The following is a 25,994-nucleotide window of genomic DNA, read 5'->3' on the forward strand; positions in this document are numbered from 1 at the left end:
TCGGGGCCTGCTGCCCGACGGCTCTCGTGGAGCCGCTGGGTCAGGAATGCGAACCGGTCGCGTTGCCCGTCGCACCAGTGGAGTTGGCGGTCTTCGAGGTCTTCACGAAGTAGGCCGTGCCGTCCTCGGTGAAGCCGCTCTTCGTCTTGGACGACGTACCGCCGTAGACGGTCGCCGAGTTGTCGGACTTCCCGTAGCCCGGACCGCCGTCGGCAGACGCGACGGTGGCGCCACCGAGGACGACCGGTACGACAACAGCTCCGACAGCGATCGCCTTGGCAAGCTTGCGCATGAGACGCATTCCCTTCGATTGGTTCGCGAGGATCGGAGTGGCCGCGCTCCCGGGGGCGGGAGTTTCAGGAGCGGTCCTGACGGCCACGGTCAGAGCCCCCTCGCTCGGCCCTGCCGAGACCACCGTGTGCACGTCCGGGCAGATATGCCTGCTGAGAATGCCAGGCGGCTGCGGCAGGCCCACCGGATCGCCTTCGTCACACTGCGCTGACCTGCGGTGACGGGCTGTCACCACCCCGTCGGGGGGAATTTCCCCGTGTGCACTAAAGGGGTGACGACGGGGTGGTGCGACGCCCCGTCAGATCAGCGGGCCGTCTTCGTCGCGCCGGACGACACCGCGGGCGCGAACATCCCCAGCGACGCAGTGCCCAACGAGGCCGAGACCACGCACTCGTGGCCCCGGACGACCGGCGGGCCGCCCATGCGGGACGCCCGCACCCGCACCTCGTGCGAGGCGCCGTCACAGATGGCCGCGGCGGTGCCCTTGAAGACCCCGCCCCCTTGGGTGTCGGAGACGCCCACCTGCACCGAGTCCAGACCGGTCAGGGCGTCGCAGCGGTAGCGGACCTGCACGGACGGCTCACCGGCGTTGGCCGTCAGCCGCGTCACCGAGACGCTGTCGGCCGCCTGGGCCGGGACCGCGCCGCCCAGTGCGACCGCCGTAGGCAGCGCGCACAGCAGCGCGGCCCGCAGCGCGGACCGCGCCGCGTACCGGCCTTTCTGAAGAGTTCTCATCAACACTCCTGCTTCGTGTTCGTCGGAACGGGTTTCCGGTCGGGAGAGGACCGGCGGAGAACGCAGGACGGCGTGTGCCGCCGTGGGCGACACACGCCGTCTCGTGCTGACACGCAGACTCAGCACAGGGGCCGGGAGCCCCGCACCTGCGTCAGGAGTGCGATCCCGTGCCGCTGCCCGTGGCACCGGTCGGGCCCGCGACGCGGGTGACCTTGTGGAAGTAGGCCTTGCCGTCCTCCGTGAAGCCGCTCTCGACCTTGGTGCACGAACCACCGTTGGCGTTGGCCGAGTTCATGGACTTCTCGTAGGCGGGCCCGTCGTGGGCGGGCGCCGCGGAGGCGAGGCCCGCACCACCCAGGACGATGGGGGCGACGAGGGCACCGACTGCTGCGGCCTTGGCAATGCTGCGCATCAGAGTTTCCTTTCGAGGAACGGGAGCACGCAGGCACGGGCGTGCCGCGTGCATGCTCAAGCTGGACCGGATCGGTGGCGTCCGCGCGCGGGCGGCTGCCCGGTGCCGCGACCGCACGTGTGAACGACAACTGGTGTGTACGTCTGTGACCTGGGGCGACGTGCCGGGTGGCGTGATGGGGGAGAGGTAGTCCGGCCGGGTGACGGCACGGCGGATGCGCTTCCCGGGTGAGGGTGCCGCCGCACCCGTGACTTTCGCGCGGCCCATCAGGTTCTGGGGACATGACATCAGCACGACGACTCATCGCCGCCGTCTCGCTGGCCGCCGGAGCGGCGGCCCTGGCCGCGCCGGCCGCCCAGGCGTCCGCCCCCGTCCCTGCCCCCGACGCGGGAAAGCTCTCGGTGCTCAGCACCGTCGACGACCTCGGGAAGTCCGGCATGCCCGAGGAGCAGCGCGCCCAGATGCCGACCCTCGAGAACCAGCTCTCCGGCCTCAACCAGGTGCACCAGTTGAACCAGCTGCACCAGCTCACGGACCTGGTGGCACCCGTCACGAACGCGCTGCCCGCCGTCCAGTAGCCCTGCCGGTCACAGGAGCCGCACGCCGCGGCTGGCCAGATAACTCACCGGATTGATGTCCGATCCGTAGTCGCGCCGGACCCGTACCTCCAGGTGGAGGTGCGGGCCCGTGGCACGTCCGGTGGCGCCGCTCCTGCCGAGGAAGGCCCCGGCGCCGATCCGCGCGCCCTCGCGGACCGCGATGGTCGACAGGTGGGCGACGAGGGCGTAGTGGCCGTCCGGCATCCGCACCGTCACGGCATTGCCGTACGCGCCGGACCACCGCGCCACGAGGACGACGCCGGAACCCACGGCGTAGACGGGCGTCCCCTGCGGAACGGCCAGATCGATGCCCGTGTGGTGCCCGGCGAGCCAGTCGCCGCGTATGCCGTAGGGCGCGGTGACCCGGAATCCCCGGCGCAGGGGCATCGCGTACTGCTGGGGCGGCCCTTCCGGGAGGCCGCGGTTCTCGTCCGCGCCGAGCCGCTCGTCCGCCTCCGACAGGGCCGCCTCGAACTCGGGGTCGTATTCGCCGGTACAGGAGTGGCCCGACGGATCGGAGGGGTCCGACGCTGCTCTGCCCGAGCGGGCGGCGGCGGGGGAGGCTGTCAGCGGTGGCAGCGCCCCGCCGACCAGCAGCGCCACCGCGGCCCCCAGAGCACGGCGCCGTGTGGTGGCCGCTTCTGCCGCGCTCGCTATGTCGTGTTCCATGTCCGCCACCTCACTGGTGACGGGCACTGATCGCATCTCGGGGAGAGCCGCCTGGCGTACACCGCCTGAGCCTCCAGCCTCCCCCGCGACCCTAGGTCGGCGGGGACACGCCCTCGTCCGAACTGCGCCCCGCGGGCGGCGGCCAGTGCGGCCGTGCGGGCTCCGGCAGGGAGCGCAGCGCCTGGCCGACCGAGGTGTGCGCCGTGAACAGGGCCGTGCTCCCGCTGTGTTCGAGCAGCGTGGCAAGACGGCGGCCCACGCCCGCGAGCTTCAGGTCGCCGGACCTCCGGCGCAGGAGCCAGTGCAGGGCGAGCAGGCAGTTCAGACCGCGGGAGTCGCAGAACGTCAGCGCGGTCACGTCGAGGATGATGTGGCGCCGGCCCGCGTCGAGGGCGACGGCCAGCGTGTCCATGAAGAACTTCTCGGACGCCTGGTCGAGTTCGCCGCTGAGCCGCAGCACGGCACAGGCGTCGGAGTCCGCGAGGCCCGCAATGGACAGACGGTGGGGCGGCATACCCATCACACCTCCGGAGTCCGACATCGAGTGCGGGGCCGACGACAAGTCCGGACCGGCTCGGGCGATCTGCTCTCTGCGGGTATACAGGATCGGCCGGGCGGCGTCAGCCCACTGGGGCCAAGTCACAGCTGACACCCGCGCCCGACCGGCCATCCCTGAAAAGACGATTCACCCGTCCGTCCCGCAGCGTGGCTCACTCCACGCATCCCGCCGCCGCTTACGTTGTTGCTCCTCCCGAAGACAAACAGGAGCGCGCGTGAAGATCGATTGCGTCGGTGGCGGGCCCGCCTCCCTGTATCTGGCCATCCTCGCCAAACTCCAGGAACCGGCCCACGAGGTGACGGTCCACGAGCGGCACGCGGAGGGCACCAGCTACGGCTGGGGCGTGACGTACTGGCCTGACCTCCTGGCCGACCTGCACGCCCACGACCCCGAGTCGGCCCGGCTCATCGAGGAGCAGTCCGTGTGCTGGCGCGGCGGGTTCGCCTACGTCGGCGACCGCACCACCGCGCACGACGGCGACCCCGGCCACGCGATCGGCCGCCACCGGCTGCGGACCATCCTCGCGGACCGGGCCCGCTCCCTCGGCGTACGCCTGGAGTTCGGCAGGGAGATCGCCAGCCGCGCGGACCTGCCCGGCGCGGACCTCGTCGTCGCCGGTGACGGGGCGCACAGCAGGCTCCGCACGGAACAGGCGGACCGGTTCGGCACACAGGTGACCACCGGCGCCAACCGTTTCATCTGGCTCGGCACGACCCGGGTCTTCACGGCGTTCACCTTCGCCTTCGTCGAGACTGGCCACGGCTGGATCTGGTGTTACGCGTACGGCTTCAGCGCCGAGCACAGCACCTGCGTGGTGGAGTGCTCCGCCACGACCTGGTCGGCCCTCGGCTTCGACCGGCTGGACCACTCCGATGCCCTGCGCCTGCTGGAGAAGCTCTTCGCGGACCTGCTCGATGGCCACGAGCTCCTCGGCCGCAAGGACATCGAGAGCCACGCCCAGTGGCAGGCCTTCCCGACCGTCACCAACACGGCCTGGTCGCACGGCAACCTCGCGCTGATCGGCGACGCCGCCCACACCACGCACTACTCCATCGGGGCGGGCACCACCCTCGCGCTGCGCGACGCGATGAGCCTGGCCCGCGCGGTGGGCTCCGCCGGGCCGCGGGAGCTTCCCGCGGCCCTCGCCGCGTACGAACAGGACCGCAGACAGGCGCTGCTCTCGGTGCAGAGCGCCGCGCGGCACAGCGCCCAGTGGTACGAGAACCTGCCCCGCTACATGGGCCTGGAGCCGCACCAGATGTTCGCCCTGCTCGGCCAGCGGCACTCGCCCCTGCTGCCCCACGTGCCGCCGCAGCTCTACTTCCACGTCGACCAGGCCGTCGGCCGCCTCCAGGCCCTGCGCTGGCTCAAGCAGCGCCTCGGCCCCCGCCTCGCCCGCACCCTGCAGAGCCGCCGCACGCCGTAGGGCGCCAGGGCTCCGGGCCTCTAGACGGGGTGCTGGTCGCGGGCCAGCCGGGTGAGCCTGCCGACCAGCCCGTCCGGCCGGTGTCCGGTCGCCGCGTGCACGATCAGTTCGCTCGGCAGGCCGAGGCCGCGCGCCCGGTGGACGACCGCGGCCGCGTCCCCGGAGGATGCGCTGAGGTCGATGACCAGCGCGTCGGGCAGCAGCACCCGGGCCCGGGCCAGGGCCAGGGAGCTGTCATGGGTGTGCGACAGGACGCACACCTCGGGGATGCTCTCGATCCGGGCGATCAGGTCCTTCGCCTGCTGCCGCCCGACCAGCACCAGCACGGTCAGCACACGCTCCATTTTCCTCCCGGCGGCGGTGCGTGTCCTGAGCGGGCCGTTGCCCGCTAGCGTGCGGTGGCGGCCTGCGAGCCGGTCTGTACGGACTTCATGCCGGTCTCGATCACCGTCAGGCCCGTCTTGCCGCCGTCCAGCACGTCCCTGCCCGTCTCGGCCGGGTTGACCAGGGTTTCGCCGACCACCCGGCCCACGTGGCGGGCGCCGTCGCCGGAGGGGGCGGCGGCGTGGGCGGGGGCGGCAGCGGCGACGGCAGCGGCGGCGGCCGTCAGGGACAGGGCGGTGAGCATGCGCTTCGAGGTGTTCATGGTCTTTCAAACGGCACAGAGCGCGGGAAGGTGCGCCGACATCGCCAGTAACCCGGGCAATTCCACCGTCCGAGCGATCCGCGCCTTTACCCGCTTCTTCTGTGCCGTCTGTGAGGGTGGGAGCTGTTCACGTCCGCTTTGAGGCGCATCCGAGGCGAATCCGAGGCGAAAGGAACACCATCGTGGGGCTGCACCAGGTGTCCACCGGTACCCGTCAGACGTACGACGACGTCTACAGCACACCGATAAGCGCACGGAAGCTGGCCGCGCACCGCGTCCCGGAGTACAGCTCCGATCCCCGCGCGGTGGCGGCGCTGGTCAAGGACGAGCTGACCCTCGACGGCAACTCGTCGCAGAACCTGGCCACCTTCTGCACGACGTGGGCGGAGCCCGAGGTGCACCACCTCATGGACGTCTGCATGGACAAGAACATGGTCGACAAGGACGAGTACCCGCAGACCGCGGAGATCGAGTCCCGCTGCGTCCACATGCTCGCCGACCTGTGGAACTCCCCGGCGGGCGGCACCACCATGGGCTGCTCCACCACCGGGTCGAGCGAGGCGGGCATGCTCGGCGGCCTCGCGCTCAAGTGGCGCTGGCGCGAGGCGCGCATGGCGGCGGGCAAGCCCGCGGACCGGCCCAATCTCGTCTGCGGTCCGGTACAGGTGTGCTGGGAGAAGTTCGCGCGCTACTTCGACGTGGAGCTGCGCCAGATCCCGCTGGAGCCCGGTGCGACGGGCCTGCGGCCGCACCAGCTCCGTGAGTACGTCGACGAGAACACCATCGGCGTCATCGCGATCCTCGGCGTCACCTTCACCTGTGACTACGAACCCGTCGCGGAGATCGCCGCCGAGCTCGACGCGATCCAGGCGGACACCGGCCTCGACGTGCCGATCCACGTGGACGCGGCGAGCGGCGGCTTCGTGGCGCCCTTCCTGCAGCCCGACCTGGTCTGGGACTTCCGGGTGGAGCGGGTCGCCTCCATCAACTCCTCGGGCCACAAGTACGGCATGGCGCCGCTCGGCGTCGGCTGGATCGTCTGGCGCACGGCGGACCACCTCCCCGAGGACCTGGTCTTCCGCGTCGACTACCTCGGCGGCGACATGCCCACCTTCTCCCTCAACTTCTCCCGCCCCGGCGGCGAGATCGTCGCGCAGTACTACACGCTGCTGCGGCTGGGCCGCGAGGGCTACCGCAAGGTGTACGAGGCGTGTGCGGCGAGCGCGCGGGCGCTGGCCGACGAGGTCGCGGACATGGGCCCCTTCACGCTCCTCTACGACGGGCGCGGCGCACTGCCCGCCGTCTCCTGGACCCTGGCCGAGGGCGGGACGCCCGTGGGGTTCACGCTCTACGACCTGACGGAGCAACTGCGCGTCCGGGGCTGGCAGGTCCCCGCGTACCCGCTGCCGCCCAAGCGCCAGGAGACCGTGGTCCAGCGGGTCCTGGTCAGGCACGGCATCGGGCACGACAAGATCATGCTGCTCGCCAAGGACCTGCGGGCGGCCGTGGACCGGCTGACGAGCGGGTCGACGGGGGCGCCGGAGACGCCGGGGTTCCACCACTGAGGGGTACGTCGACAAGCGCCTCGTCGGACTCGTCAGAAGTGCATCATCGACATCAGCTCGGGGCTGCGCATGCCCGCCGACATCTCCGGGAGCCGCTGCCCCGGCCGCATCCATCCCGCGCGCTCGGCAGCCGCGACGGCGTCCGCCTCGGCCTCGTCCGCTGCGGTGTTCAGGGCCTCGTCCGCGCCGAGGCCGTCGCGCCCCGCCGCGGCCGAGGCGGTCTGCGACGCTCTGAGCGCGGAACGGCAGGCGGCGACGGCGAGTTCGCCGTCGCCGTCGTGCAGTTGGCCCATCTGGGCGGCCTGGGCCGCGGAGGCGGCGGCGTTGCGCGCGCAGCGGGAGTCCGCCGCCGGGTCGGGGGCGCTCTCCGACAGCACGGCGAGGGCCTGGAGGGAGACACGGGCCGCGTGGGCCGCCTTCCAGACGACGTTCTCCTGCGCGTCGTGCCGCTCGACGTAGTGGCAGATCGAGGCGGCGCGGAAGGCGGCGCTCTTGGCGCGTGCGGCGTGGCCCGCCCGGAGGTCCGCACGGAAGTCCGCCCCGAGTTCCGCCTGGAGGTCCGTCTCGGGGTGTTCGTCGTGGGTGCGGTCGCTCATGACCATCTCCTCGTCCGCGGGCGGGCCGGTGCCGGGTGTGCGGCAGGGTGACAGGTCCGGCTCCAACAGGCCATACGTACGGGGGTACTTCACGCGTAGTGCCTCAGGAGGCACGCCTCACGGGGACGTTCCTCCCGTACGCTCCCGCGGCGGCAGCAGCAGGTCCCGCTCGGGGTGCTTCTCGCCCGTCACGCTGCCCTGGATGCCGAGGTCCCGCCGCGCCGCCTCGTGGAAGTCGTTGATCAGCCGGAACGCGGCGCGGTTCCGCTCGCGCCAGTCGCCGAGGGTCCCGGTGATCCGGCCCGTGGCCTGCCAGTCGATCTCGGCGACCGTGGCGTTGAGCTCGTGCCCCGCTTCGATGGCGTCGTCGCCGCCCAGCAGCATGACCCGCTCGAAGGCGCTGCCCCAGATCCGGCCCGCGCCCGCGAGGTCCTCGCGGAGTTCCTGTTCCGTCCGGTCGCTCCGCGTCCGGTCGCTGTCGTGGAGGTTCTCGCGGAACTCGTAGAGCCGGACGGCCAGGGCGACCCGCGCCTTCGCCGCGTCGACGTAGGCGCCGTACGCCTCCACCTTCTTGTCGTCCCAGCGGGTCAGGAGCTGGTGCCGGTTGCGGCCGCGCTCCATCAGGTAGTTGGTTGCGTGCGTCGACAGGGCGCCGAGCAGCACCGCGCCCACGGTCACGAGTTGCTCCCCGGTTCCCAACCCGCCCCCAGCCAAAGCCTTTTGAGATGACCGGACGATCTTACGAGTCCGGGCGGGCGTGGCCGGGTCTCAGACCAGGATTCCCAGGGCCGAGTCCAGCGACCACGTCTGCCAGCTCCAGGTGAAGAAGGCGACCAGCGAGGCCAGCGCCATCATGAGGTTCTGCCCCTGCTCGGCCCAGTCGTGGATCATCAGGACGAGGTAGACCAGGTTGAGGACGAGTCCGCAGACCAGGGCGATCGGCGTGAGGAATCCGACGATCAGGCCCAGTCCGAGGGCGAGTTCGGCGTACGCGACGACGTACGCCATCACGCGCGGCCGCGGCTTCACCACCACGTCGAAACCGTCGCGCACGAGGGACCACCGGTGCTTCTCCGCGATGCCCGCGGCCCAGCCGATGCCACCGCCGCCGAACCACTCCTTCTTGTCCTTGTGCCGCCAGCTCTCCAGCCACCACAGGCCGATTCCGATCCGGAGTACGGCCACCCACTCGGCTCCGCCGAGCCAGATCGTCTGCATCGAGCGTCCTCCCAAGCCAACCTGACGGGGCGTCAGTTCAGCGGATCGGGCCGCAACGCGCAAGGGGTCGAGTTGCGGGCGCACGCTTGCCGTCGGCGGCGGCGAGGCCATAATCTCGACCTGATGGAATCTGATGGAGCGTCAGATTTAGGTCGGGGAAACCGGCAGGCAGCGGCAGCAGTAGGGGGCACAACAGTGGTCAGCAGCGAGGTCGGCACCGTCGGCACCAAGGAACTCCCCCGGGTCATCAGCGTGGACGACCACGTGATCGAGCCCGCACACCTCTTCGACACATGGCTTCCCGCCAAGTACCGCGACCGGGGCCCGAAGCCCTTCACCGCGGGCATCGGCGAGCTGGAGTACATCGGCGGCAAGTACAAGTTCACGACCGACCCGGCGGGACAGATCACCGACTGGTGGGAGTACGAGGGCAGCATCTTCCCGTACAAACGGATCATCGCCGCCGTCGGCTTCTCGCGCGACGAGATGACGCTGGACGGCATCACCCGCGAGCAGATGCGCCGGGGCTGCTGGGATCCGAAGGCCCGCCTGGCGGACATGGACGTCAACCACGTCGAGGCATCCCTCTGCTTCCCGACCTTCCCCCGCTTCTGCGGGCAGACCTTCTCCGAGGCCAAGGACAAGGAGGTCGGCCTCGCCTGCGTCCGGGCGTACAACGACTGGATGGTCGAGGAGTGGTGCGGCGACAGCGGCGGCAGGCTGATCCCGCTCTGCCTGATCCCGCTCTGGGACGTGGACCTCGCCGTCGCCGAGATCAAGCGCAACGCCGCGCGCGGGGTGCGGGCCGTCACCTTCAGCGAGATCCCCACGTATCTGGGCCTGCCGTCGATCCACTCCGGCTACTGGGACCCGTTCTTCGCGGCCTGCGAGGAGACCGGGACCGTGGTGAACATGCACATCGGCTCGTCGTCGCAGATGCCCGCCGCCTCCCCGGACGCACCGCCCGCGGTCCAGGCCTCGCTCTCCTTCAACAACGCGATGGCGTCGATGATGGACTTCCTCTTCAGCGGGGTCCTGGTGAAGTTCCCGCGGCTCAAACTCGCCTACAGCGAGGGCCAGATGGGCTGGATCCCGTACGCCCTGGAGCGCGCCGACGACGTGTGGGAGGAGCACCGGGCCTGGGGCGGCGTGAAGGACCTGATCCCGGAGCCCCCGTCCACGTACTACTACCGGCAGATCTTCTGCTGCTTCTTCCGCGACAAGCACGGCATCGACGCGATCGAGACCGTCGGCGTCGACAACGCCACGTTCGAGACGGACTACCCGCACGTCGACTCCACCTGGCCGCACACCAAGGAGGTCGCGGCAGATCACGTCGGCCACCTCCCGGAGGAGATCGCCTACAAGCTGCTGCGCGGGAACGCGATCCGCATGCTGGACCTGCCGTTCGACCGGGCCGGGAGGTAGGCGGCGGGGGAGGGGCGGATACGGTTCATCCGACGAGCGCGACCGCGACCGCGGCGGAGGCGCGCGACGGAGAGGCGATCGGATGAGCACCCCCCTTTCGAAGCTTTCGGAGACGATGGTCACGCTCGGGCGCCGGTACGTGCGTGACGCCCCCGGCACCGTAGGCAAGGCCGAGCTGGCCGCCCGGTTCCTGAACCCGCGCCTGCGGGAACACCCCAGGCGCCGGGTCGTCACCGACCGGTACGGCCACCGGTTCGCCGTCGACACCCAGGACCTGATCCAGCGCTACGTCTACCTGTTCGGCGCCTGGGAGCCGCACATGACGCGGTGGCTGCGCGGGCGCCTCGGGGCCGGGGACGTCTTCGTCGACGTCGGCGCGAACGTGGGCTACTTCGCCGTCCTGGGAGCCGGGCTCGTCGGTCCCCGGGGCCGGGTCGTGGCGATCGAGGCCTCGCCCGCGTTCCACGACCGCGTGCTGCGGAACGCGGAGCTGAACGGGTACGCCAACATCCGCGCGGTCAACGCCGCCGTGTCGGACGCGCACAAGCGGCTCACGTTCATCCTCGCCAGCTCGAACAACATGGGCGCGAACAGCATCGTCCCGTACGACGGGCCCGCCGAGTCCACCTTCGAGTCGGAGGCCTCGCCCCTGCCCGAGCTGCTCGAACCCGACGAGCTCGCCCAGGCGCGCGTGATCAAGATCGATGTGGAAGGGGCGGAGGGCGGCGTCGTCCGAGGACTCGCGCCCGCCCTCGACCGCCTCCGCGACGACGTGGAGATCGCCGTCGAGGTGACCCCGGACCGCATGGAACAACTCGGCGACTCCGCGGAGGAGTTGATGAAGACCATGCGTGAGGCGGGCTTCCACGCGTACCGGCTGGTCAACGAATACGCGCCCGAGACCTACCCGGGCGCGATCCGCCGTCCCGCCCCTCCGGTGCGGTGGCGGGAGCCCGTCGTCGGCGAGACCGAGCTGGTCTTCTCGCGGATCGACGCGGAGACGCTCTGACCTGGGGCGGCGGCGGGCGTCAGCCGGTCGCCGTGGGGAAGGCCCACCGGAACGCCGAGAGCGCCCTGGCCCGCTCCGCCACCACCGCCATGCGCGCGTCCCGCTCCGCCGTGTCGGTGTGCGCGCTCTGGCCCGTCACCTGGCCCTCCCACTTGCGGTAGAGAAGGCCCACCTCGGACGAGAACCAGCCGCGCGCAACGGAGTTGAGGGCCAGGAGCAGGCCCGTGTCCTCCGAGGCGGGCAGCGCCATCCAGCCGCCCAGGGCGACCAGCAGCTCGCGGCGGACGAAGAGCGTCGCGGGGTGGACCGGCGCCCGGTGGTCGTGCCCCGCCCAGTAGTCGAGCACCGTCATGCGCTCGACGGGCCCGTGCGCCGGATCGCCGGGGAACCCGGCCGTGGAGCCGTCGGGCAGCAGGTCGAGCACCCGCGAGGTGGCCCAGCCGATGGCCGGGTCGCCTTCGAGCGCCGCGAGATCGCGGGCCAGCGCGCCCGGCGCGAGCTGGTCGTCGGCGTCCAGGACCTTCACGTACTCCCCGTCGGCGTGCGCGAGCGCCATGGTGCGCGCGACACCGGGGCCCCCGGCCCGCCCCTGCCGGAACGTGACGCGCTCGTCGTCCGGGACGTGCGGCGCGACCTGGTCGCTCCTGCCGTCCTCCTGGATGAGCCAGTGCCACTCCCAGCCCTCGGGGAGCTCCTGCGCGCGGAGCGATTCGTACGCGTCGGACAGGAAGGGGGCCGAGGGCGGGTGGACGGCGGTGACGATGATGATGCGCCGGCGCACGGCACTCACCACCTTTCCAGTGGAGTGGTGAAGACGGCTTCCGTGCGGTCGCCGGGCAGGGTGACGTGGGCGATCTCGACGACGCGGCCGTCCGTGGCGTACGACGTCTTGCGGAGCAGCAGCACGGAGGTGCCGGGCGGCAGCTCAAGCTCCGCGGCCTCCTCCGGCGTGGGCGGCCGGGCGGTGAGGCGCTCCTCGACGCGGTCCAGCTCGATGCCCACGGTGGACAGCTGGTTCTGCGTGCCGCCGGGCCACGGCTCCTTGGTGTCGTCCAGGAGGTCCGGGTTCCGGGCCACCAGGTCGCGGAGCAGGTAGGAGGTCGCCAGGTTGAAGGGGGCGCTCTCGGCGGCGTACCGCGTCCGGTAGGAACGCTCGATCAGGGGCGTCCCCTCGGGGACGGCGAAGGCCGACGCGAGGTGTTCGTCCGCGCGGATCTCGCGGTACGCGGCGTGGAAGACGAGGTCCTGCAGTTCGAGCCCGGTGTCCCGCTCGGTGGCCCCGGTGCGCGCCCTGCGCTGCTGCGGCTGGTGCACGCGGCTCTTCTCCCACTGGTGGCGGGAGTTGTCGCGGACGACGCCCGCGCGGGGTCTGCGGACGAAGTTGCCGCGACCGTGTTCCTTCTCGATCAGCCCTTCCTCGCGCAGGAGGCGGAGCGCGTCGCGGAGCGTCGGAACGCTGCGCCGGTACTGCTCGGCGAGCTTCGTCTCGGCGGGCAGCCGCTCTCCTGGCCGCAGCAGGCCCGCGCGGATCGAGCGGCGGATGTCGTCCGCTATCTGCTCGTATGCCTTCGGCATCGCGCTCACCATCCGTCGTCGGGGCCCGAGGCCACACCCTACGACTCCTAAAGAGGAGTTGACGAGCTCGACGGAAAGTTTCGGTACGAAACGATCTCGCGCGTTAAAGGTGGAGAGCTGAAAGGGGCAGAGCGATCACCCGGGGAAAGCGCCGAGGCAAGCCTTCACAAATGGAAGGGCCCGATCGCTGGCGACGGGGGATGCACCAGCGATCGGGCTCTGTTCCAAGAGTAACAAGACTGAATGCATAGTGGGAGTCAACTCCGCGAGTAAAGTATGGAGTTGTGATCGGGATCACGTAGCCCGTCGGACGGACGACAAGGCAGGCAGCGTGCCCGAACGGGCAAGTCCCTGGCCGGAAAGGGGTCGGCCGGGGGCGGAAACGGGCGGCCCGTTACTCGTCGCACGGCGGCTCGTACGAGAGGCGGGGCAGATACTCATCCCATTTCTCCCGCGTCAGAACACCTCTAGTGGTCGAGCAAATGCGGTTAACGGCATCCTCGGTGTCCAAGTTCCACAACCGGACGGTATCGGTGCCGCTCGCCACTCCCAGCATCTGGCTGTGCGGGCTGAACGACAGGAAACTGCCCATCTTGGTGTTGGGGCTCATCGACTGGCCGATGGGAGAGGCGTCGGTGGGGTCGGAGACGTTCCAGAGGCGGACCGTGTTGTCGTTGCCGCCGGTGGCCAGGGTGTGCCCGTCCGCGGAGAACGACAGCGACACGACCGCGTCGGTGTGGCCCGCCAGGGAGGCGTCGAGCCTGGCAGGACCACCGGGATCCTCGATGTTCCAGAGCCGGACCGTGCCGTCGTCGCTGCCACTGGCCAGCGTGCGGCCGTCCGGGCTGTAGACGACCGTGTTCACGGGACCCTGATGTCCCTTGAGGGGCGCACGGAACGGGGTGGCGCGCCGTGGATCGCTCACGTTCCAGAGCCGGACGGTGCCGTCCGCACTGCCGCTGACCAGCGTGCGCCTGTCCTTGCCGAACGCGAGCGAGTTGACGTACCCCTGGTGCCCGGTGAGCGGCGTGCCCAGCCTGTGCGGGCGGGCGGGCGAGGTGACGTCCCACAGCTGGATGGTGCGGTCGGTGTAGGGGGTCGCGAGCGTGCGCCCGTCCCTGCTGAAGGCCAGCGCGGCCGCGAACCGCGTCCGCAGCCGGACGGGCGGCCCGTAGGGGACGGGGTGCTTGGGGTCGGCGACGTTCCACAACTGCACGGCACGGTTGCCCGTGAGCATCGCGAGCGTCCGGCCGTCCGGTGAGAACACCGGCGCCCGGGCGTTGCCCTCCGCGGGCTGGAACGGCTTGCCCAGCGGCACCGGACGGTCGGGCCGCGCCACGTTCCACAGCCGGACCTTCTCGTCCCGCGAGCCCGTGGCGAGCACCTTCCCGTCGGGGCGGAACGCGCCGATGCGGCCGAGCATGTCCCCCGCGGAAATCGACCACAGCCGGACCTTGTTGTCGCCGCTCCCGGTGGCGAGGGTCCGTCCGTCGGGGCTGAACCCGAGTGCGTACATCTCCCCGCTGCTGCCCGCGAGGGGCTCGCCGACCTGCGAAGGATGCTCGGGGTCGCGGATGTTCCACAGGCTCGCCGTGCTGTCCGCGCTCGCGGCCGCGAGCATGGTGCCCGCCGGATTGAAGGCCACCGACCACAGCGGCCCGGTGTGCCCGGTCAGCGGGGTGCCGAGCGCCTTGCCGCGCGCCGGTTCTGAGACGTCCCAGAGCCGGATCGTGTTGTCCGCGCCGCCACTGGCGAGCGTGGCGTCGTCGGGGCTGAAGGCCACGGAGTGGACCGTGGTCGAGTGCCCCGTCAGCACCTTCTTGACGGGCTCGGGCCGACGCGGATCGGCCGTGCTCCACAGCCTGATCGTGCCGTCGTCCCCGCCCGCGGCCAGCGTCCGTCCGTCGTGGCTGAACGCCACCGAGCGCACGGCTTCGGTGTGCCCCTTCAGCGTGGCGATCCGCTTCGGCCGCCGCGGCTCGTCCACGTCCCACAGCCGCACGGTCCGGTCCTCGTTGGCGGCGGCCAGCGTGCGCCCGTCCGGACTGAAGGCGAGCAGATAGATGGCCCCGCCCTCCCCGGTCACGGGGCTGCCGAGGAGCCGCGGATGGCGCGGGTCCCGCACGTTCCACAGCCGGATCGTGCCGTCGTCCGACGCGCTGGCCAGCGTGTTGCCGTCCGGGCTGAAGACCGCGGTGCTCACCCAGCTCTTGTGGCCGGTGAGGGGCTTGCCCAGCGGCTCGGGGCGCGCCGGGTCCGAGAGGTCCCACAGGCGTACGGTCCGGTCGTAGCTGGCGGTCGCCAGGACCCGTCCGTTCGGGCTGAACGAGGTGAGGTAGACGGCGCCCTTGTGGCCGAGGAGCGGTGTGGCGAGCGGCGCGTTCACGATGGAGATCAGCCGGTTCTGCGTGCCCTTGTCGCCGGGCCGCAGGTGGTGCGCCACCAGGTCGAGTTGCGCGGAGAGGGACGGGTCCGTGTGCTGGGCGCGGTCCGCCTCGGCGACCACCTGCTCGAACACCGCGTCGTCCCGCTGCTGCCTGGCGACCACCGCCGACACGACGGCCACCATCGCCAGGACGACCAGGGTCGCCACCGCGCCCCGGCTGATCCAGACCATGCGCCTGCGCAGCCTCGCCGAAGCGGCCAGGAACTCCATGGCGCTCCGGGTCAGATACGTGTCTCCCGCGCCCCCCGCCCAGGAGCGGGCCTGCTCAAGCCGGGAGCCCCGGTAGAGCAGCGACGAGTCGCGCTCCGAGTCCTCCCAGGACTTGCCGTCCTCCTCGAGCCGCTGCCGCAGCAGATGGTCGTTCCTGTCCTCGTCGATCCAGTCCCGCAGGCGCGGCCAGGCGTGCAGCAGCGCCTCGTGCGTGATCTCCACGGTCTCCGCGTCGAGGGTCACGAGCCGGGCGCGGACCAGCGCTTCGAGGGACTCCTCCGTCTTGTGCGGGTCGGTCGACTCCTCCGCAAGCTGTCGTCGTGTGCCCCGGCGCCGGGTGGCCTGCGTGTCCTCGCCCAGCCGGACGAGCCGCAGCAGGAGCAGCCTCGCGGCGGTGCGGGCCGCCGGGTCGAGCCCGGACCAGGCGCGCTCGGCGGTCGCCGCCACCGCGCCCTGGATGCCGCCCGCCGCGCGGTACCCGGCCAGGGTCAGCCGTCCCGTCTTCCGCCGCTGCCAGGTGGCGAGCAGGGCGTGCGACAGCAGCGGAAGCACTCCCGCGTCGTGCGCCCCGCGGGGTCCGTCCGTGCTCACTTCCCGGACGATCAGCTCGGCGAGCCCGGGTTCGAGTTCGAGCCCCACGGCCTTCGCGGGCCCGGTCACGGCCTTGCGCAGCTCCGAGGTGGTCAGCGGGCCGAGCACCATGTGCCGGTGCTGCAGCGCGTCGGCCAGCTCGGGATAGGAGAGGCACTCCTCGTAGAAGTCGGCGCGTATCCCGAGGACGACGAGCGCGGGGGCCCGGGTGTCGCCGTCGGCGGGGGAGCAGGCGGCGTGGAGCACGTGGATGAAGGCGCGCCGGTCGGCTTCGTCGGGGCAGAGAGTGAAGGTCTCTTCGAACTGGTCGACGATTATTACGGGGCGGGTGGGGTGTACGGGGCGTATGGGGCGTACGGAATGGTCGTCCTGTACAGATTCGCCAGGTTGGTCGGATGTGCTGGATCGGTCAGGCTGATCGGAGGGACGACCGGAGTCGACTCTCTCGCCCGCCGAGCGCTCCCCCCAAGCGGCGATGGCGTCGCGCACGGCCCGCGCGCACGTGTCACCCTCGGCCGCCTCCTCCCCGGCGGGGACGACGCGCGCGAGCTCGGGGATGTGCCGGGTGAGCTCCGTGAGGGGATCGGCGCCGGGCACGAGCTGAAGGACGGGCCCGGCACCCCAGTCGTCGCCGCTCTCCTCGTCCCCGGTGAGGAGAGCACCGTTCTGAAGGGTGGGCACAAGACCGGCGTTGAGCAGGGAGGACTTCCCCGCGCCGGACGCGCCCACGAGCATGACCAGACCGCCCGACTCCGCGGCACGCAGCTGGGCGACGAGGGCGTCGGTGCTCCGCTCCCGCCCGAAGAACCACTGGGCGTCCTGCTGCCGGTACGAGGCGAGCCCCCGGTACGGACAGACGCTCGGAACGGCCGTCGCGTCACTCCCGGCCCCGTCCCCGCTGCTCCCCTTCGGGTCCCGGTTCTCCGGGGCGCCGTCGGCGCCTGCCGTCCGGACGCCGACGGGATCGGCCACCGCGCGCTCCCACAGGCGGTGCCACTGGGCCATGTCGTAAAGACCCGCGGACACCGGCGCGGGCCGCTCGCGCCGCGCTTCGGGGATGAGGACGTGGAGCACCGCGGCGAGTGCGGCGAACTGGGCGGGCACGTTCTTGGCCCGTCGCCAGTCGCTGATCCGCTGGGCGGACACGCGTACAGGTCGGCCGCGCTCGTCGACTCGCTGGAGGCGGACGACCGCTTCGGCGACACGCTTGAGGGGCGGGTTGCCGGCTTCCTTGTACAGCAGCGCGAGACGTTCCGCGAAGCTCGTGCGTGCCCCTGAGTCGGAACTCAAGGCCTCCACCCCTTACTTCCGCCGCACTTGGTCATCCGGACCGGAAAACTCACTTTATACGGCTGACCTGCGGCGAAGGAGTCCGGACGGATCCGGAACCTCCTCCGAGGGACCCTCAGCTGGCAGGATCTCATCGCAGTAGCGAACCAACCACGCAGCGTCCTGGCTGGTCACCGGCTCACGGCTCGCCGAGGCGGCGCACAGCACCGATCGTTCTGAGCCTGGCTGTGCCGGGGTGACGACAGGATCGTCGTGTGGGTCCCGAAGACTCGTGCAGACGGCCATACCCGGACCGCATTCACATCGAACGCGGATCCGGATTTTCCCTGATCCGCGCCGATACGCGGGAGCACCACGCGTCGGCGCCGTCCGCGTCGATCGGTGCCGGTCCCCACGAGGGGAGGGACCGGCACCGATACGACGCGGAGTACCGCCGGATCACGAGCCTCCTCGCGTTTGTGGAGTGAGGCCCGATCGGGCTCGGAACTCCGCCCGCATCGCCCGCACCGCCCGCACCGCTCGTATCGTCCGCATCGCGCGCTACGCCTCGGCCACCGTCCGGGCGACGATCGTTGCCGCAGGCGGATCCTCACGGACCAGCCCGGCGGACTGCCCCGCATAGAGCGCCATCGTGTCCACATCGCCTGTCATGCCGACCAGCGGTACGGCGTCCTCGTACGGCCTGAGCCCCGAGGGCGAGCGCCGCGGCCGGCCCCCGGCCGTCGGAGATCCCTCCGGCGGCGGTCGAGGAGGTCCGCGTGCGCGTCGGATGCGCGCCGGTCAGGCTGCTGCCTTCGGTGGTACGGGTACGGGTACGGGTTCTGGCAGCCGGTTCAGGATGTCGAAGCCCGGTCCTAGGCAGGGGTGGTTGAGCAGGCGAAGGGTCCAGGGGTGGGTGCAGACCAGGCGCAGGCGTCCGTGTCGGTGCCCGGTTCGGTCGCGGGCGCGGTTGAGGAGTCGTACGGCGGTGCCGTCGATGAACTCCACGGCGCGCAGGTCGATCAGCAGGTCGGCATCGCCGGTGTGGGTGAGGGCGTCGAGGTGCCGGGTGATGTCGGGGGCGGTGTGGATGTCGATTTCTCCGCACAGGACCACGAGGGTGCAGTCTCCGTGGGGGCGGACTTCTCGGACGCAGACCATTGCGGCGGGCGGGGGCATGGCGACCCTCTTCTCCGGAGGCGGATGTCCATCAGGACCGGGACCAACGGGATCTGGGTCGGCACTTCAAGGTAATGGGCTGTATCGGCCTGCCGATGGGTTGTGCCGAAGAGGCGCGGGCGTGTGGGCCTTGCTGCTAAAGAGCCTGTGCTGAACGTCGGTAGCCGTGGGGCGGGGCGGCTGCCGGAGCGGCCTGCCCGGATGACGCTGTGAGAGGAATCCCGCCACGGTGCGGCGCATGCCGGGGGCTTAGTCCACTCGGGCCGGGGAGAGTGGAAGCACGGGCCGGTTTCGGCCCGCTGGCTCTGCACGGTCTCTGGTGGATGCGCCATCCGCCGATGACCGGCGCACACCCTTGATGCCTCTGGACTCCGTGTCCACCATTCGACTCTCGCGGGAGGGAGCCGAGCACCCTGTGCTGAGCGGGGAGTGCTGGCACTGGCAGGGCATGGAGCACGGCTGGCGCCGCAGGCCGGGCGCCCGGTGTAGGCCGTGCGCGTGAGTACGCGGCTCCGGCCACTCGGCAGGCGCGGTTGCCGCGTACCTCACCACGACCGGTGCGCCCGCCCAGCTCCAACGGGCGGCCACACTCCGGACGCCACCGCTCCACCGGCGGGCCGACGTACCTGGACACACCACCCTCAGACGTGCCGGGCGGTGCTGTCCCCGTCGTCGTCCAGGTGCAGCCGCCGGGCCAGCACGGCATGGGCGACGGCCAGGGGGCCGGGCTGACCCCGGAACGGGTTCAGAGCCCGATCACCTGGTCACCTGGTCACCTGGTCACCTGCCGAGACAGCGGCGGAGAGCGCCGTCGTGTGGTGTCCACGAATTCCGCGGGGGCAACCCTTTGCGGCCCGTGTGGCGATGCGATCACGGTGGCGTGGGCATCGAGCCTGCGGTGGCCGACGCCGTGTCGTGGTGCGGCAGAGGCGGCAGGGCGGTGGCGGAGGCCATCAGGCGCAGTGCCTCGGCCTCTTCGGTTTGCGGAGGTACGACCACGAGGTCCCACCTGCCCATGCCGGGCGCGAGCAGGCAGGCCGTGGGTGGGGCTTGTGAGGAGGTCGAGTGATGCAGATGCAGTACGTGATTGGCGACGAGCATCCGTCCGGGGAAGGCGGACCACAGGGTGCCGTTCACCGTGACGTGGATGATCCGCGACCAGGCGTGCGGCAACGCCGGGAGCAGATCGGGCAGTTCGACGGTCAGGTCGTCCGTGCGGGGCCACCAGGCACCGTCGATCCGGTGAGGGCCGCCGTCGGATGGGGTCAGGCGCAGACGCGTGCTTGGCAGGGGCAGGTCGGGGGTGCCGAGCGCGATGGTCATGGGGATCTCCTGCGTGGGGTCTGGGTACTTGTGACTTCAGGCGCGCCGTGTGGCGACGCGGTCGGGGGTGGGCCAGCGCACGTCCCTTACCCAGCCGACGTGTTCGAGGAGACGGATGACGGCGGCGGAGGGGTCGATCTGGCCGCGGTCGACGCCGTGGCGTGCGCTCGTCGGGTCCGCGTGGTGGAGGTTGTGCCAGCTTTCGCCGAAGGAGATCAGGGCCAGGGGCCACAGGTTGGTGGCCCGGTCGTGGCGCCGGGTGCGGAAGGGGCGCTCGCCGACCAGGTGGCACAGGGAGTTGACGCTCCACGTCACGTGGTGGAGCAGGGCAATGCGCACAAGTCCTGCCCACAGCAGGGCCGTTGTCGCGTGAACCCAGGTTCCGCCGATGGCCCACCCGAGGCCGAAGGGCAGGGCCAGCGTGAGGAGGCACAGGGCCGGGAAGGCGCGGGAGACCGCGCGGATGTCCGGGTCGGCCAGCAGGTCGGGCGCGTACCGTTCCGCCGGTGTGGGGTCGTCGCGGAACAGCCAGCCGACATGGGAGTGGGCCAGCCCGCGGAGCTGGCCGCGCAGATGGGTGCCGTAACGGTAGGGCGAGTGGGGGTCGCCGGGACGGTCGGTGAAGGCGTGGTGGCGGCGGTGCGTGGCGACCCAGCCGATGACGTCCCCCTGGAAGCTCATCGACCCGGCCACGGTCAGCGCGATGCGCACGGGGCGTGCGGCCGTGTAGCCGCCGTGGGTGAGGCCGCGGTGGAACCCGACGGAGATGCCCAGGCCCGTGACCGTGTAGAGGATGAGGGCGAGCGCGACGTCGGCGGGGTGTATGAGGCTTCCCCACAACAGCCAGACGCCGAGGCCGAGTGCGAGGAAGGGGAGGGTGACGATCGCGCCGGTGACGGCCACGTACAGCCGGTCGCCGCCGCTGCGCGCCGTCGCCGGGCCGTCGTCGGCGGGGAAGGGCGCCGATCCGTCGTACGCGTCGGACGCGGCGGCGTCCCGCGGCGCGGTCAGGGTGCGGTGGACGGTGGAACTGGGGTGCATGCGGGGCTCCTTGACCTCGGTCTCGATGGAGACGGCCGGGGTCACGGGCCGGTTGAGCATGCGATGCGAGGCCGGGGGTCAGCCGGTCTCGTCGGGGTGCGTACGTCGTGCCTGCGAGTGGCTGTCGGCCAGCCAGGTCCGGGGAGTCGGCGTGGGCGTGCGCGTGCGCAGGGTGTCGACGGTCAGGTGGAGGCGGGTGCCGCCTGCCTCGTCGTCCGCCGGGTAGCTGCGGGGCTCGTCACAGACGAGGGCCCGGCTCAGGACCTGTGCGACCTGCCTGGCCGCATCGGGGTCCGCGGCGACGATGCGGACCTCGACGCGGCCGTCGGGCGACGGCCGCGCGCTGTCCCCGGCACCCGGTGAGGTTCCGGTCGGGCTCTGGGCGCGTCCGGCACGGTCGGGCGCCGGCGTCGCCGCACTCTCTGTCATGCCTTCCGGCCCTTCGTGGCCCTGGTGCTCCTGCGTCGCGGGCGGAGGCGCCCGCGGCCTCCATCCCGGTGGTCACGGCGGCTGATCCCGCCCTGCGGAGCAGCGGTGACGGGCTGTGACCGCGTGCCGGTGGGGGCACGGCGGCCGGGCGGACGACGGCTGTACTGGCGTGCCGCGGTCCGGTCGGTGTGCGGGTCATTGAGGAGACGGGGCATCAGCGCTCCCAGAGCGATCATCGAGAGTACGACGGAGAGAGCGGTGGTCGTGTTCATGGCCCGTCACCACCCGGCGGTCATGCCGACGGGCAGGGCCACGGCGCCGCCCTCCGACTCCCAGGCCTCTGCCTGGGTTCGGGCCGGTGGGTCCGCCGCGGCCGGGGCTGCGGGATGGCGCTCCAGCTCGTCGGCGATGAGCGCACTGCCCGTACGGACGATCCGCAGGTCGCAGGCGGCGGCCATGAGTCGCGCGGCAGCTGCGGCGCTGGTCTCCGGAGGGATGATCAGCAGGTCCCAGCGCCCGACGTGGTAGGAGAGCAGCAGCAGTTGGTGCGGGTCCTGCTCGGCGCGGAACCAACCCACCTTGACCACGCGGCCGTTGACGGGGACCTTGCGCGGTACGACCGGCCAGTGCGTCGGGTTGATCGTGACTCGCGTGATGCGACCCCACAGGGGATCCAACGCTTCGGTCAGAGCGGGAAGTTCACGGGCGAAGTCACGGGAGCGCGGCCACCAGGCTCCGTCGAGCAACCCGGTGCGCGGGCCCGGAGGTTTGACGGACAGTCGCAACGGCGGGTGGCCGGGAGGCTTGGCGATGGACGCGGGCGGCGGGGGTCGTGCGATGAGCACCGTCATGGTGTCGACCTGTCCCCGGGTCTGCGGCGCTCGGCCCGGTGCTGACGAACCGAGAGAGATACCGGCATGGAAGCCGGTCAAGGAATGCTCTCGATACGGCCGAGCGTACTCCTGCGGCAGCCCCGACCGCGACCACCTGGACGCTCCCTATGCCTACGCCTACGGTGCGGTCAAGGCCGGGGGTCGTCCGTCAACGGACCGGAACCATAGGGCGGGGGAGGCTGATCGGACGAGGCCGCTGGGGAGAACGGAGCCTCGCCGGGGGCTTCGGCCACCGCATGCGGAGGCAGTACGCGGTCCTCCCACCAGGCCAGGCCCATGACGGCGCACAGCAGAATGAAGGGTACGAGGAGGACCAGCGCGTACATGGACATCGCCTGCCGTCGGGCACCTGCGAGAGGGGGCGAGCAGCGGATCGTTGCCCGCACGGGGCACATGGAGACGGAGCCGGGCTCGCACGGCGACGGCGGGCCGGCGCACTCGTGACGCGGTGGGATTGCGGAGCCGATACGCAGGAGGCGCCCTTCGAGGAGCGCGCCGACTGCTCGACACCACCGGGGGCCGGGGCGGCACGGCGGACACTAGTCCCCGGCGCTGGTCCTGGACAGGCGCCAAACGGCCATCTGCGCCGGGCCGTACGCGTTGGCGTCGGACGGGCCGGGCACCTTGGTCCACCACGGGACGCGGTCTTCGGGGGAAGAGCAGCTCCCAGGATTCTCTCAGCGCCGGATGCTGCGACTCCCGAACTGGTGCGAAGAGCGCTCGGAAATCGGGCCGTTCGCTGACTCTCACCCGCTGACCTGCCGGTCTTGAGCCTTTCGTCTTGCGGATCAGTTCCAGTGCGGAGGTGAAGGGGTGGTGGGCGCTGTCCGAAGGTGCCGTCCACCGTTCTGGGGTGGGCAGGCATGTGAAGCCGGGGCCGGGAGGCGATGAAGCGGCGGCCGCCACCGCTTCGTCGGCGAGGGTGGCGGCCGCCGGTGCGAGGAATCGCGCTCTCCCTAGGGCGCGAGTTCTCGCTGGGATGGTCCTCGGGCCACCTGGGGCGAGCGGGAGTTCGCCCCACTCGGGCGGGCTTGAGGACGGGGCTGGGGGCTGCGGATCGGTCGCGGGCTTTGTGGCCTGGTCGCCTTCGGGCTGCTGCCGGTGCCCTGGGGCGTTGTGCTCGGGGGTCTGCACGTAGGCGCCTTGGTGATCTCCTCAGGCCGTCAGGTGCGGTGGAAGGGTTTCGAGCAGGCAGAAGTCGGTTCCGGTGCCGGTGAGTCGCAGGATTCTGCCGACCTGATGGGTGTCGGGCAGGACGCGCAGGGTGCCGCCGCGCTCCAGGACGCGGACCCGGATCCGCAGGAGCAGTTGCAGCCCGCATACGTCCACGAAGGTCACCTCGCTCAGGTCCATGACGATGGACGGCCGCTCGACGGGGGTCAGCAGGTCCATCTGCGGTGTCAGCCGGGTGTACGCCACGAGGTCCAGTTCCCCGTGGAGTTCGACGACGTGCACGTCGTTCACCGCTCGTATCCGCATCCCGAAGAGCTCCGGCTGACGACCCGTGGCGCCCCGGCCTTCCGCTGCGGCGCAGATGCCGTCGCCGAACGCGAGGGGCCGCCGGAGCAGATCCCCCTGCCGGTGGCTTCCGTGCGCCGCGTTCACCGCACCACCCAGGCTGTGAGCCGCACGGGCCGACGCGTATCTGTCCCGGAGCGACCGGGCCTCGGAGGGTGTGCAGGAAGGACCGGAGCGACTGACCAGGACAAGGCTTCTCCTTTGGCGGGCGGTGGCGCGCATCTGCGGCTCCGTCCCTCAAGCCCGAACGTGGCAGGAACCCTGTCAGTGAATCCTTTCCCCGCGACTGGCCGGTATGGGGCGGACCTGGGGATTCAGCGGGGTGTGCGCCCGCCCTCCATTCGGGGGGGGGTGCCCTCTACATGCCGCCGTGGAGGCCCAGTTCGCCCAGGTCGGCCCGTGAGATCGGCCCGGGTGCGGGCCCTACGGAGTAGAGTCGAACCCCGAGACCTTTGACGTGTCCGGCGGTTGCCCTGGCTTGGGAAAGCCTCCGTCGCAACCGGCCATCTCCGAGATCTGCCGCCCTCCAGCCAGGAGTCCGGACATGGCACCCGACACCACACCCGTCACCACACCCCTCACCGTCGTCCTCGCCACCGACAGCTTCCTGATCGGGGACGGCCTCGCCGCGCTGCTCGCCGACGCCCCCGACATCAAGATCGTGGGCCGGGTCCGCCACCCCGACGACCTGGTGGCCGAGGTCGAGGGCCATGAACCGGACGCGGTCATCATCAGTCTGCGCACACCCGTCGTCACCACCATGGCCACCCTCGAAGCGGCCCGCCGCCTGCGCACCGACCATCCGGGTGTCGGCATCGTCGTCATCTCCGACCGCGGCAACGGCTTCGCCCTGGAGCTCCTGCGCGGCGGCGCCTCACGTATCGCCTACCTCCTGGATGACCGGATCCCGGGCATCGACACCGTGCTCGGCGCGTTGCGGGACATCCGTGCCGGCCAGACCGTCCTGGACCCGAGCATCGTGGACTCCCTGGTGACGCGCCGGGACGGCATCGCCATCGACGACCTGACCCTGCGCGAGATCGACGTCCTGGAGCACATCTCCCACGGGCTGTCCAACCGGGGTATCGCCGCCGCGCTCTTCATCTCGGTCAAGGCCGTCGAGAAGTACGTCAGCGGCATCTTCCGCAAGCTCGGACTCACCGACCAGCTCCTGGTCGACCGTCGGGTCACCGCGGCGCTCACTTTCCTGAGTGCCCAGAACGACGGAGGCTCCATGCCCCAGCGGACACCGATCCACTGATCCGCTGCCCCCGCGGTGGTGGTTCAAGGCTAGACGTGGCCACTGACGGTGAGCCCGCGTTTCCGTACGAAGCATCGTTGCGGGGGTGGCCGACGCCAGACGGTCGGGTGGGGAGCCGCATCTCGAAGTCGGCTCCCAGAGCTCCCAAACTGGTCCCCCAACGCAAACCAGGCCCGGTACTGATTTCTCAGTACCGGGCCTGACCTGGTATTTCAGCTGTCGGGGTGGCGGGATTTGAACCCACGACCTCTTCGTCCCGAACGAAGCGCGCTGCCAAGCTGCGCTACACCCCGATGTCGTTGCTCCACTGGCCTGCCGGGCAGGTCGTGGCGACATCGATTACTTTAGCGGACCGGCGCCCGGAGACGAAATCCGGTTTTCGGGGGACCGCTCCCGCGGCCCCGTGGGTCGGGTCGGACGCGGTCGAGGCCGACGAGCAGGAGGGCCAGCGCGTAGAAGGCCAGGCCGAAGATGACGGAGTTGCCGAGGACCCCGGCGTAGCCGTGCAGGTCGACGTCGAGGAACGGGTAGGGGTAGCGGGCCGTCGAGCCGGGGGTCATGATCGCGCCGCGGGCGAGGGCGAAGCCGAGGTAGGCGAGTGGGTAGAGCAGCCACAGCCCCGCGTCGCGGGGTCGCAGGCCGCCCGGCCTGGTCAGCAGCAGCCAGTCCAGGGCCACGGCGATCGGCGTCACCGTGTGCAGGAGCTGGTTGGAGAGGGAGTGCCAGCCCGAGAGGGCGGTGCCCTCGGTCATCGAAAAGCCGCTCGCGTCGTTGGCCAGCACGAAGTGGTAGACGAGACCGGTGATCGCGATGAAGAGGAGCGTGCCGCCCGTCACCCGTGGCGGCAGCGGCGGCCGCCCCTCCCGGGCCCGCCACGCCGAAAGACCGAGCACCACCGCCACCAGCACATTGCTCTGGACCGTGAAGTAGCTGAGGACGCGCAGCGGGCTGCCGGTGGCGAGGTCGATGACGACCCCCGTCACCGCGGCGAGCACGATCAGCGCGCGGAAGACGGCCACGAAGGGACGGCGTACGGGCGGTACGACCGCCTCCGCAGGGACCCCCGTGGAAGAAGAAGTCGGCGCGATCATGCTTCCACGGTAAAC

Annotated in this window: 26 protein-coding genes and 1 tRNA gene; 6 read left to right on the forward strand and 21 right to left on the reverse strand. The window is 71.2% G+C overall.

Annotated features, from left to right (window positions below):
- Positions 1 to 40: 40 nt before the first annotated feature.
- The 3 genes from AC068B_RS26280 to AC068B_RS26290 form a co-directional block, all read right to left on the reverse strand.
- The gene (locus AC068B_RS26280) at positions 41 to 292 is read right to left on the reverse strand and encodes a hypothetical protein (RefSeq protein ID WP_356260349.1); all 252 of its coding nucleotides are present in this window, start codon (positions 290 to 292) and stop codon (positions 41 to 43) included.
- 302 nt (positions 293 to 594) lie between these two features.
- The gene (locus tag AC068B_RS26285; protein WP_478674095.1) at positions 595 to 1,026 is read right to left on the reverse strand and encodes a hypothetical protein; all 432 of its coding nucleotides are present in this window, start codon (positions 1,024 to 1,026) and stop codon (positions 595 to 597) included.
- Between the two features lie 151 nt (positions 1,027 to 1,177).
- The gene (locus AC068B_RS26290; RefSeq protein ID WP_356260344.1) at positions 1,178 to 1,438 is read right to left on the reverse strand and encodes a hypothetical protein; all 261 of its coding nucleotides are present in this window, start codon (positions 1,436 to 1,438) and stop codon (positions 1,178 to 1,180) included.
- Positions 1,439 to 1,719: 281 nt separating this feature from the next.
- Between AC068B_RS26290 and AC068B_RS26295 the strand changes: the two genes are divergently transcribed.
- Positions 1,720 to 2,016, forward strand: coding sequence for a hypothetical protein (locus AC068B_RS26295; protein ID WP_468566274.1), 297 nt, complete (start codon positions 1,720 to 1,722; stop codon positions 2,014 to 2,016).
- A gap of 9 nt (positions 2,017 to 2,025) precedes the next feature.
- Here AC068B_RS26295 and AC068B_RS26300 read toward each other — a convergent pair whose 3' ends face one another.
- Complete coding sequence (locus tag AC068B_RS26300; RefSeq protein ID WP_478674096.1) at positions 2,026 to 2,706, reverse strand: M23 family metallopeptidase; 681 nt, start codon at positions 2,704 to 2,706, stop codon at positions 2,026 to 2,028.
- A 91-nt stretch (positions 2,707 to 2,797) separates the two neighbouring features.
- Positions 2,798 to 3,220 (reverse strand): STAS domain-containing protein, encoded by a 423-nt coding sequence (locus AC068B_RS26305; RefSeq protein ID WP_478674097.1) that lies wholly within the window; start codon positions 3,218 to 3,220, stop codon positions 2,798 to 2,800.
- 259 nt (positions 3,221 to 3,479) lie between these two features.
- On the opposite strand from AC068B_RS26305, the gene AC068B_RS26310 reads away from it, so the two are divergent.
- Positions 3,480 to 4,691: an FAD-dependent monooxygenase gene (locus tag AC068B_RS26310; protein WP_478674098.1), complete on the forward strand. Its 1,212-nt coding sequence runs from the start codon at positions 3,480 to 3,482 to the stop codon at positions 4,689 to 4,691.
- 20 nt (positions 4,692 to 4,711) lie between these two features.
- On the opposite strand, the gene AC068B_RS26315 is transcribed toward AC068B_RS26310, so the two are convergent.
- Together AC068B_RS26315 and AC068B_RS26320 are read right to left on the reverse strand one after the other, a co-directional pair.
- Entirely contained in the window at positions 4,712 to 5,035 is a 324-nt protein-coding gene (locus AC068B_RS26315; RefSeq protein WP_478674099.1) for a hypothetical protein, read from the reverse strand.
- Between the two features lie 44 nt (positions 5,036 to 5,079).
- A complete protein-coding gene (locus AC068B_RS26320; protein WP_356260329.1) occupies positions 5,080 to 5,337 on the reverse strand; it encodes a hypothetical protein in 258 nt (85 codons plus the stop codon).
- Between the two features lie 182 nt (positions 5,338 to 5,519).
- Here AC068B_RS26320 and gad point away from each other — a divergent pair, with 182 nt between their 5' ends.
- Positions 5,520 to 6,902 carry a glutamate decarboxylase gene (gene gad / locus AC068B_RS26325; RefSeq protein WP_478674100.1) on the forward strand — a complete coding sequence of 461 codons (1,383 nt, stop codon included), beginning with the start codon at positions 5,520 to 5,522 and terminating at the stop codon, positions 6,900 to 6,902.
- A 32-nt stretch (positions 6,903 to 6,934) separates the two neighbouring features.
- Here the strand turns inward: gad and AC068B_RS26330 are convergent, their stop codons facing one another.
- The 3 genes from AC068B_RS26330 to AC068B_RS26340 all read right to left on the reverse strand — a co-directional run bounded on the left by AC068B_RS26330 (position 6,935) and on the right by AC068B_RS26340 (position 8,716).
- A complete protein-coding gene (locus tag AC068B_RS26330) occupies positions 6,935 to 7,498 on the reverse strand; it encodes a hypothetical protein (protein WP_478674101.1) in 564 nt (187 codons plus the stop codon).
- Positions 7,499 to 7,615: 117 nt separating this feature from the next.
- Positions 7,616 to 8,176, reverse strand: coding sequence for a hypothetical protein (locus AC068B_RS26335; RefSeq protein WP_478674102.1), 561 nt, complete (start codon positions 8,174 to 8,176; stop codon positions 7,616 to 7,618).
- A gap of 90 nt (positions 8,177 to 8,266) precedes the next feature.
- Positions 8,267 to 8,716 (reverse strand): DoxX family membrane protein, encoded by a 450-nt coding sequence (locus tag AC068B_RS26340; protein ID WP_478674103.1) that lies wholly within the window; start codon positions 8,714 to 8,716, stop codon positions 8,267 to 8,269.
- A gap of 195 nt (positions 8,717 to 8,911) precedes the next feature.
- Between AC068B_RS26340 and AC068B_RS26345 the strand changes: the two genes are divergently transcribed.
- Both AC068B_RS26345 and AC068B_RS26350 read left to right on the forward strand, forming a co-directional pair.
- The gene (locus tag AC068B_RS26345) at positions 8,912 to 10,144 is read left to right on the forward strand and encodes an amidohydrolase family protein (protein WP_478674104.1); all 1,233 of its coding nucleotides are present in this window, start codon (positions 8,912 to 8,914) and stop codon (positions 10,142 to 10,144) included.
- Between the two features lie 82 nt (positions 10,145 to 10,226).
- Positions 10,227 to 11,153 (forward strand): FkbM family methyltransferase, encoded by a 927-nt coding sequence (locus tag AC068B_RS26350; protein ID WP_478674105.1) that lies wholly within the window; start codon positions 10,227 to 10,229, stop codon positions 11,151 to 11,153.
- A gap of 19 nt (positions 11,154 to 11,172) precedes the next feature.
- Here the strand turns inward: AC068B_RS26350 and AC068B_RS26355 are convergent, their stop codons facing one another.
- From AC068B_RS26355 to AC068B_RS26395, 9 genes are all read right to left on the reverse strand, one after another.
- Positions 11,173 to 11,934 carry a glycosyltransferase family 2 protein gene (locus AC068B_RS26355; protein WP_478674106.1) on the reverse strand — a complete coding sequence of 254 codons (762 nt, stop codon included), beginning with the start codon at positions 11,932 to 11,934 and terminating at the stop codon, positions 11,173 to 11,175.
- A 5-nt stretch (positions 11,935 to 11,939) separates the two neighbouring features.
- Positions 11,940 to 12,728 carry a GntR family transcriptional regulator gene (locus tag AC068B_RS26360; protein WP_478674107.1) on the reverse strand — a complete coding sequence of 263 codons (789 nt, stop codon included), beginning with the start codon at positions 12,726 to 12,728 and terminating at the stop codon, positions 11,940 to 11,942.
- Positions 12,729 to 13,122: 394 nt separating this feature from the next.
- Positions 13,123 to 17,274 (reverse strand): nSTAND1 domain-containing NTPase, encoded by a 4,152-nt coding sequence (locus AC068B_RS26365; protein WP_478674108.1) that lies wholly within the window; start codon positions 17,272 to 17,274, stop codon positions 13,123 to 13,125.
- A gap of 771 nt (positions 17,275 to 18,045) precedes the next feature.
- The gene (locus AC068B_RS26370) at positions 18,046 to 18,423 is read right to left on the reverse strand and encodes an STAS domain-containing protein (protein WP_478674109.1); all 378 of its coding nucleotides are present in this window, start codon (positions 18,421 to 18,423) and stop codon (positions 18,046 to 18,048) included.
- Between the two features lie 870 nt (positions 18,424 to 19,293).
- Positions 19,294 to 19,746 (reverse strand): DUF5994 family protein, encoded by a 453-nt coding sequence (locus AC068B_RS26375; protein ID WP_478674110.1) that lies wholly within the window; start codon positions 19,744 to 19,746, stop codon positions 19,294 to 19,296.
- 36 nt (positions 19,747 to 19,782) lie between these two features.
- A complete protein-coding gene (locus AC068B_RS26380) occupies positions 19,783 to 20,787 on the reverse strand; it encodes an acyl-CoA desaturase (RefSeq protein WP_478674111.1) in 1,005 nt (334 codons plus the stop codon).
- Positions 20,788 to 20,865: 78 nt separating this feature from the next.
- Entirely contained in the window at positions 20,866 to 21,216 is a 351-nt protein-coding gene (locus tag AC068B_RS26385; protein ID WP_478674112.1) for a hypothetical protein, read from the reverse strand.
- A gap of 278 nt (positions 21,217 to 21,494) precedes the next feature.
- Positions 21,495 to 22,067 carry a DUF5994 family protein gene (locus AC068B_RS26390; protein ID WP_478674113.1) on the reverse strand — a complete coding sequence of 191 codons (573 nt, stop codon included), beginning with the start codon at positions 22,065 to 22,067 and terminating at the stop codon, positions 21,495 to 21,497.
- 1,197 nt (positions 22,068 to 23,264) lie between these two features.
- The gene (locus AC068B_RS26395) at positions 23,265 to 23,714 is read right to left on the reverse strand and encodes an STAS domain-containing protein (protein WP_478674114.1); all 450 of its coding nucleotides are present in this window, start codon (positions 23,712 to 23,714) and stop codon (positions 23,265 to 23,267) included.
- 457 nt (positions 23,715 to 24,171) lie between these two features.
- Between AC068B_RS26395 and AC068B_RS26400 the strand changes: the two genes are divergently transcribed.
- Positions 24,172 to 24,888, forward strand: coding sequence for a LuxR C-terminal-related transcriptional regulator (locus tag AC068B_RS26400; RefSeq protein WP_478674115.1), 717 nt, complete (start codon positions 24,172 to 24,174; stop codon positions 24,886 to 24,888).
- 219 nt (positions 24,889 to 25,107) lie between these two features.
- On the opposite strand, the gene AC068B_RS26405 is transcribed toward AC068B_RS26400, so the two are convergent.
- A tRNA-Pro gene (locus AC068B_RS26405) sits at positions 25,108 to 25,181 on the reverse strand.
- A 51-nt stretch (positions 25,182 to 25,232) separates the two neighbouring features.
- Positions 25,233 to 25,979: a Pr6Pr family membrane protein gene (locus tag AC068B_RS26410; RefSeq protein ID WP_478674116.1), complete on the reverse strand. Its 747-nt coding sequence runs from the start codon at positions 25,977 to 25,979 to the stop codon at positions 25,233 to 25,235.
- Between the last annotated feature and the right edge of the window lie 15 nt (positions 25,980 to 25,994).

This window comes from Streptomyces sp. NPDC042371, from assembly GCF_056437465.1.